The organism is Pseudomonas sp. YuFO20 (assembly GCF_035064975.1).
Lineage (GTDB): Bacteria > Pseudomonadota > Gammaproteobacteria > Pseudomonadales > Pseudomonadaceae > Aquipseudomonas > Aquipseudomonas putida_AE.
Map to the genome: position 1 here is coordinate 1 of NZ_JAXDEO010000210.1, position 363 is coordinate 363.

Below are 363 nucleotides of genomic sequence, written 5' to 3' on the forward strand. Positions count from 1 at the left end.
AGCCCGATAGAGCAGCACCAGACTCAAGGCCGCCTTCGCCGGCAAGGTATATGTCGCGCACGAAACCACGGTAGAGGCCCGTTTTTGTAGGAGCTGGCTTGCCAGCGAAGAGGCCCGAAAGACTCGCACCAGACTCAAGGCCGCCTTCGCCGGCAAGCCGGCTCCTACAAGGTATATGTCGCGCACGAAACCATGGTAGAGGCACATTTTTGTAGGAGCTGGCTTGCCAGCGAAGAAGCCCGATAGAGCAGCACCAGACTCAAGGCCGCCTTCGCCGGCAAGGTATATGTCGCGCACGAAACCACGGTAGAGGCCCGTTTTTGTAGGAGCTGGCTTGCCAGCGAAGAGGCCCGAAAGACTCGC

At 59.5% G+C, this 363-nt stretch carries 1 pseudogene; it reads right to left on the reverse strand.

The features are described 5' to 3' along the window. A pseudogene (locus SOP85_RS31295) lies at positions 1 to 363 on the reverse strand (hypothetical protein); the annotation flags it as partial.